4 protein-coding genes are annotated in these 6,385 nt (G+C 66.9%); 2 read left to right on the top strand and 2 right to left on the bottom strand.

The genetic code is table 11. The features are described 5' to 3' along the window. Positions 1-2 precede the first annotated feature (2 nt). Entirely contained in the window at positions 3-3,575 is a 3,573-nt protein-coding gene (mobF, locus tag A8G15_RS14020; RefSeq protein WP_245687843.1) for a MobF family relaxase, read from the bottom strand. A 248-nt stretch (positions 3,576-3,823) separates the two neighbouring features. Here mobF and A8G15_RS14015 point away from each other — a divergent pair, with 248 nt between their 5' ends. Beyond that, positions 3,824-4,261, top strand: a complete 438-nt coding sequence (locus tag A8G15_RS14015) for a hypothetical protein (protein WP_156665393.1) — start codon at positions 3,824-3,826, stop codon at positions 4,259-4,261. A 486-nt stretch (positions 4,262-4,747) separates the two neighbouring features. Continuing rightward, entirely contained in the window at positions 4,748-4,918 is a 171-nt protein-coding gene (locus A8G15_RS30630; RefSeq protein ID WP_156665392.1) for a hypothetical protein, read from the top strand. A 252-nt stretch (positions 4,919-5,170) separates the two neighbouring features. Here A8G15_RS30630 and A8G15_RS31455 read toward each other — a convergent pair whose 3' ends face one another. Continuing rightward, complete coding sequence (locus tag A8G15_RS31455; protein WP_211270165.1) at positions 5,171-6,169, bottom strand: DUF4192 domain-containing protein; 999 nt, start codon at positions 6,167-6,169, stop codon at positions 5,171-5,173. Positions 6,170-6,385 lie beyond the last annotated feature (216 nt).

Raw genomic sequence — 6,385 nt, 5'->3', positions numbered from 1 at the left:
CTCTATGGGGCACTACTGCGCTCGTCGGCGATCGTGTTGCCGATCTCGGCTCCGAGTGCGGCGGTGACCAGGGTGCGGACCCGTTGGGTTTCGAGCAGGGCGGAGGTGTCGCGGTAGCGGCGGATCACCTCGCCGATGCCGGTGTCTTCGGCTGCGGTGCGGTCGGTGGCCTCGGTGTAGCGGCGGGCGCAGTCGGCAGCGAACTCGTGCAGTTCGACGTCGGTGTCGAGGCTGCGGATCGGCAGCGGCGGCAGGATCGGGTGCTCGGTGAACTGGCCGATGATGCTGCGAATGCGGTGGGCGAGGACGGCTCCGATGTCCTTCGCGCCGGTGAGCGGGCCGTCGGCGAGGGCTTCGCCGAGGACGGCGCGGGCGCTGTAGCCGTGGTCGTGGGCGTCGGCGAGTACCTGTCGTAGCTGTGCCCAGCCGTGCGATTGATCGATCGCGTGGACGATCGATTCGGGCACGGTGCGGCGCATTTCTGCGTCGAGTGCGTCGTCGCGCAGGCGGCGCTGCGCGGCGAGGTATGCCTCGCGGAGACGCTCCGGGTCGGCCGCGTGGGCGGCCTGTTCGGCGAGTTCTTCGGTGGCGGTGCGGTGGCTGTTGTTGGTGGCGACGATGGTCTCGAGGATCATCCGGCCGATGGAGACGTTCTTGTCGGCCAGGTGGGCGCGCTCGGTGTCGATCTCGACTTCGGCGTCGACCGGGACGTACACGCGGTTGTCGGTGCGGGCGCGGGTGACGGCCACGTAGAGGCCGGATCGATCCATGCCGGGGGCGGTCACAGCGTGCGCGGTGTCGACGGTGACGCCCTGGGCACGGTGCACGGTGGAGGCGTAGCCGAGCTCGACGTGGGCGCTGATGTAGTCGGCCGGCAAGGTGATCACGCCGCCGTGCTCGAGGTGGCGGACGGTCATGGTCCCGCGGTCCGCCAGCACGTCGACCACTTCCCACAGGTCGCCGTTGCGGACGAAGGAACCGGCCTTCTTGCCGCCGGAGGGTGCCAGATCGTGGCGGTTTCGGCGGGTGAGCACGAGGTCTCCGCGGCCGGCGCGCAGGTCGTCGGACAGCCCGACGGTGAGGCCGTTGTCGGCGGTGCCGTCGTGGTGGCGGGCGGCTTGCACCTGAATGTTCGCGGCCCGCACGTCCTCGCGGGTGGGCAGCATGACGATGGAGTCTTTGCCTTCGGCGAGATCGTGCAGGTAGTTCTGCACCGCGTCGCCGATCATTTCTTCGCGGCTTCCCTCGCGCACCAGGTCACGGTCGTAGAGCAGATCCAGGCCGGTGCCGTCGCCGGAGCGCAGCAGCAGCGAGTTCTCGGCCTGTGCGATGTCCTCGCCGAATCGGACCACGGTGGTCAGCTCGGGGGCGTCGGTCTGCTCGGCGAGGTAGCGCAGCAGACCGCCGGTTTCCACGGCGTCGAGCTGCGCAGGATCGCCGAGCAGGCGCACGATCGCGCCCCGTTCTTTGGCGATCTCCACGACGGCCGCGAGGTCGAGTGTGGAGGCCAGCGAGGCTTCGTCGACGAGCAACATGGTGCCCGGTGTGATGTCGACGCGGTCGGTGATGGTGCCGGGTCGGTTGCCGATGATGCCTCGCCACGGGTAGGTCAGCGACGCCAAGGTCAGGCCGGGAACGCCGACTTCTTCGCCGAGGGTTTCGGCGGCGACGGCGGACGGGGCGAGGGCGATGACGTTGTGCCCTTCGGCCTGCCATGCCTCGACGACGGCCTTCATGCTGGTGGTCTTGCCGGTGCCGGCCGGGCCGACACCGACGGCAACGAGCGCACCGGATTGCAGGAAATGCTCGGCCAGGGTGCGCTGTCCGGCGTTGAGATCGCGGCCGGTCTCGGCGCGCATCTGCTCATAGATGCTGGTGATGGTGGCGGTGCGGGCGGTCAGCACGGTCGGCTCGCTCGTCGCCGAGACCATCATCGCTTCGGCGTCGAGCAAGGTCTGCGAGCTGTGCTTGTGGGTGCCGTGGTGGGACAGGATGAACTCGCCGTCGCGGCGGCGCAGTCGCCTCGGGATGGCGGGAAGTTCTGGGCGCGGGGTGGTGACGGACAGTTCCAATACGCGCTCGGTGAGCCGGTCGATGGCGGCGCGATAGGTATCGATGCTCGGGAACTGCTCGCCGGCCAGGTGCGCCTGGGCGGCGGAGAGCACGTGGGGAAGCTGCCAGCGGGAGCGCTTGGATTCGAGCTTGGCCAGCACTGCCCGGGCGTCGTCGTCGAGGCTGCGGTGCTGCGGTTCGGCGGAATGATCGGCGGTGAAAGCATCGCGCACGAGCTGATCGACGGCCTCGGTTCCGCCGAGGATCTCGGCGGCACGATCACGCCACACGGCACGCATCTCGGCCAACGATTTCGGATCGGCCTTGCCTTCGCGGGTGTCCAAGGTGGCCTGCTGATACAGCTGGTACATCACTTTGGCGCTGGGCATCCGCTGGTACTTGGCGCGGTAGTCGGCCACGAGCTCGTCGCGGCGGGCCTCGATCGCAGTGCGACGGGAGCTGAACATCTCGAGCATGTCGGACGGGATCGCGGCGAGCTCGACAACGGCCTGCTTACCCTGTTCGACCTCGCGGGTGGTCAGTTCGAGTCCGAGTTCGGTGTTCAACTTCTGCATGACTTCGGCGTTGAATCGCTGCGATGCGGCGACCGCGAATCGGAACAGCGTCGACCCATCGACGGCACGCCACTTGCCGTCTTCGCTGGCCTGGGTCTTGATCGATACGACGGCATGGGTGTGCAGATTCGGGTCACCGGCGCGTGAATCGAAGTGCTTGTAGAGCGTGGCCACGAAACCATTGGTGTCGATCTGTTCTTCGCTGCGCAGGCCGACCCGGGTGAAGCACGCGTTGCGTTCGAGCCAGGTGAGCGTGTCCTTCACGGTCTGATCGACGATGCGTTCGATCTCCAACCGCAGCTCGTTCGGCGCGACTGCCCACAGGCTCGACACGCTCTTGGGCGGGGTGAAGACGAGATCCTGACCGGCGACCGGGTGACGGACCTTGCCCTTCTCGTGGGCGATCCAGTTGCGCAGCTCGGCTTCGTTGGCCACCGGGCGACCGTGCGTTTCCTGGAACATTCCCCCGGCGATCCGGTCGAGAATCGCGGCGGATTCCTCGGCGGTCGGGGCGCGTCCATTTGTGTCGGTGAACTCGGCACGTTCGGCGGCGTGCCGCTCGAACAACTCGACGTTGTTCTTGAAGGTAGGGAACTTTCGACCGAGACGGGCGAGCCGGATTGCCTCCTCCGCCGGCACACCGCGGAGCTGCAATTCCTCGATCAGATCGTCGGCATTCGGGTGCAGTCCTTCACCGAACAGGGCCTTCATTTGCGCTTCCGTGACCTCGTCACCGGCACTGATCTTGTCGGCGCTGTCGGCGTGCAGATCGTCGAGAACGTCGTTCAGACCGTCCAGGCCGAAGCCCCACCATTCGCCAGGCGGGGTGCCGTGGGCGGTGTAGTAATCGGTGAGTTCTCCGCCGCGCTCGCGCTCGCGGTCGGCTGTCGCTACCTGACGCGTCAGGTACTCGTAGCCGTCCGCTGCGTGCAGGACGTGGAGGGTCATCACGATCAAGATCGTAGCGGTATGAACGCGCAGGTCGAACGCAACTCTCCCGAATGTCTGTAAAACAGCAAGAGGTGTGTCCCTCGTTCTTGCTGATCGGATGATTCGCGAGGTGAGGTGCGTGGCGGCGAAGCCGGCGAGCTGTGCTCGCCCCTGCGTCGCTGCGGCTCGCTGTCGGTCGGCTCGGTTACGATCTTGGATATTGCCGTCGGTGGAAGGTTGGTCGGGTGAGCGAATCGGGGGAAGCAGTGAGTGCCGAATCGAAGGTGGTCTCGGCGCGTAGTCAGGCACGGTCGAAGTTGTCGGAGCGACGGGCGGAACTGCTCAAGCGAATCAGCGACAATCAGCGCGACCTCGAGCGCGCCTTGGCCTCGCTCGAAAAGGTCGACAAGGCCGCGGCGCGACGCGACGCGGCGATCGCCAAAGCCACCGAGGATTTCGAGAACAAGAAGCACGCCGCGGAGCTGGCGGCGGGTAAGGCGCTGACGCTGGTCGTCGGCCGAGGCGAAAGCTCGGCGTCGATTGCAGAGCTCGTCGGGCTCGACGCGGTGACCGTTCGGCGGTTGGTGAAGCTGACCGAGGATGCGAACGGCGGAGATTTGGATTCGTCCGCGCCGGAGCAATCGAGCTCGGAGTCTGCGGCATCGTCGGATGCGGCGCCCGCCTCGACGGCCGCAAACGCGTAGAGGTCGGTACGGCGTGCGGTGGAAGCCCGGTGATATATCCGAGCGAACCCGCTTCTTCCACCGCGTCGTGTACGGCCCCGACGGCCTGCCACCTGTGGGTGGGTGCGCTCGGCGATGACGGGTACGGAAGATTCTGGATCTCTCGCGGCGGACAGCAGATCGTTGTTCGTCCACACCGGTACGCGCTCGCGGTCGAGCTGGGCCGTGCGCTCCAGGATGACGAGATCGCGATGGACCGGTGCTGCGACAACCCGCTGTGTCAACACGAGCAACGGGGATCCGTACCTCGCGCATGTGGTGCGTGCGCGTGGATGGAATCAGCAGGCAATCGAAGCTGCTCTGTACGACGGAAATCAAGGAACGTTGTGGTAGCGACAGCGGATGCTGTCGGCCCACAATGCCGGCACCGGATTCGGTATCGGCGAGTATGGATGATGAGGATTCGACCGCGCTGCATCCGGCGGTGTGGTCACTGAGGTGAGGGGTGTGTCAATGCAGCGGAGCGCGGTGGAGTCGGCGTTGCTCGATGCGGTGCTCGACGTGATGCCGGTGTCCGACATGGCACTTGAGGCTGCGGTGGCCGGCGTCCCGGTTCTCGACGTTCCGCGGTCCTCGGGAGTCGACGTGGTGGTGTCGAAGGACGGCTGGGACATCTGATCCGACCGGCCCGCGACCGCCGGGTCGACACGCTGTCTGGCGACGTCCTGTCTGGGTCGGTCTGTCGCGCAGCGTTGCGACAGGCGGCCGGCGGGAGGGGACGTTTGTACCGGAGTCACGGGAGTGGTCGTCCGAGGGGCTCGATGCCCCGAAGGGCGGCGATCCGCGCACGGTGTGATGGCGGGCTGGGGATGTGTAGAGATAGGGCAAGGCCCCGCACCGGATGGTGCGGGGCCTTGTGTGTGGGTGGGGTTAGTCCTCGTCGGTGAGTCCGAAGTCGGGCAGGATCTTGTGGCCTGCCTCGAGGACACTCGTCATGCCGTCGGGGTGCATCGCGTGGTCGAGGACCTGACGCATGAGTACGGCGAGCTTGGGGATCTGGGTCTCGTGGGCGGCTTCGGACTCGATGGCTTCGATCGCGACTCCGGCGCGGGCCCCATTTCCGTGGGCGTAGGTGACGGTCGCGAGGATGGACAGGATCGCGAAGCGCGCGTAACCGGCGGTGTGGCGGGCGGCATCGGTGAGGATGGCCTCGGCCCCGTCGCGCTGGGAGAAGTAGAGGGCGATATCGCGGGCCTTGGGGTTGTCGGCGAGGGTGACGGCGAGAGCTGCGGCTTCGATGGCGGTGAGGGCGCGGCGGTCACGGATGGCGGCGCGGTAGGTGTCGAGGTTTTCGGCGTCGGTGGCCTGGGGCGCTTCGGCGCGGGTGTGGCGTGCTTCCCACTGGCGTGCGAACAGTGCGGGGGTGTCGTCGATGACGGCGAGTTCGGCGGCGAGGGCGTCGCGGCTGGCGGCGAAGGGTGCGCGTCCTTCGACGGCACGTTCGGCGGCGATGGCGCTGGTGCGCGGGTCGGTGAGGTATCCGCTCGTAGCGCTGGGGAAGTCGAAGTAGAACGCTCCGGCGGTGTACTCGCTGATGACGGTCGCAATGGGGACCTCGAGGCCGAGTGCATGCGCGCGGCGGGTGGCGACGAGCAACGTGTCCTCGGCGGTGTCGCCGTCGGAGTGGGCGCTGACGAGTGCGACGTTCACGGCGTCGGCCTGGGCGGTCTGCTTGAGCTTGTCGACGGCGCTGATGACGGTGGCGGGGTTGTGGTCGACGCGAGCGACGGCTCCGACGCGGCCGGTGATGGTGATGGTGGCGATGACGATGGAGTGGTTGGGGACCATGCCGAGCATCGCGGGGATGCTGGCGATGAACTCGCCGAGGTTGAGGGTGGTCGGGGCGGGGTTGTTCTCTTCTTTGTCCATGCCACAAGTTTACATCTGTTTTGGTGCTTTTTTGATGTTTTTTTGATGCTTTTCGGGTGACTTGTGTCACTGCTTTTTGTGCTCTGACCTGTGGTTTTGTGGTGTTCGCGGGTGGTTGGGGGTTGCTGGGGAGCGGGTTCCTCGGTCGGTCGGCGGGGCCTGGTGGACCGGGCGCGGCGACTGCCGGGCAAGGGGTGGGTTTTCCCTTGCGCGGTG

Source organism: Rhodococcus phenolicus (genome assembly GCF_001646785.1).
Classification (GTDB): Bacteria; Actinomycetota; Actinomycetes; order Mycobacteriales; family Mycobacteriaceae; genus Rhodococcus; species Rhodococcus phenolicus.
The sequence above is the reverse complement of the archived record's forward strand: the minus strand, read 5'-3'. Positions and strand labels throughout refer to the sequence as shown.

What these genes read in the sequence shown, in the direction of transcription:
- mobF (WP_245687843.1), bottom strand. Translation starts at nt 3,575, where the DNA reads ATGACCCTCCACGTCCTGCACGCAGCGGACGGCTACGAGTACCTGACG.
- A8G15_RS31455 (WP_211270165.1), bottom strand. Translation starts at nt 6,169, where the DNA reads ATGGACAAAGAAGAGAACAACCCCGCCCCGACCACCCTCAACCTCGGC.